A 238-nucleotide genomic window follows, 5' to 3' on the forward strand; every position below is an offset into this window, starting at 1 on the left:
ATGGTGGAGCTATGCGGGATCGAACCGCAGACCTCCTGCGTGCAAAGCAGGCGCTCTCCCAGCTGAGCTATAGCCCCATCGTTTATAATCTCTGTACCGCTCATCCTTTAAAAGGAGTCTGGTAGGCCTGAGTGGACTTGAACCACCGACCTCACCCTTATCAGGGGTGCGCTCTAACCACCTGAGCTACAAGCCTGCAGAGATTTTTACTGCTGTTTTTCATCAGACAATCTGTGTG

At 52.1% G+C, this 238-nt stretch carries 2 tRNA genes; both read right to left on the minus strand.

Annotated features, from left to right (window positions below):
* Position 1: 1 nt before the first annotated feature.
* A tRNA-Ala gene (locus NUX24_RS21790) sits at positions 2-77 on the minus strand.
* Positions 78-119: 42 nt separating this feature from the next.
* Positions 120-196: transfer RNA gene (locus NUX24_RS21795), tRNA-Ile, on the minus strand.
* Positions 197-238: the final 42 nt, after the last annotated feature.

This window comes from Enterobacter sp. HG048, assembly GCF_024702055.1.
GTDB classification, from domain to species: Bacteria; Pseudomonadota; Gammaproteobacteria; order Enterobacterales; family Enterobacteriaceae; genus Enterobacter; species Enterobacter dykesii.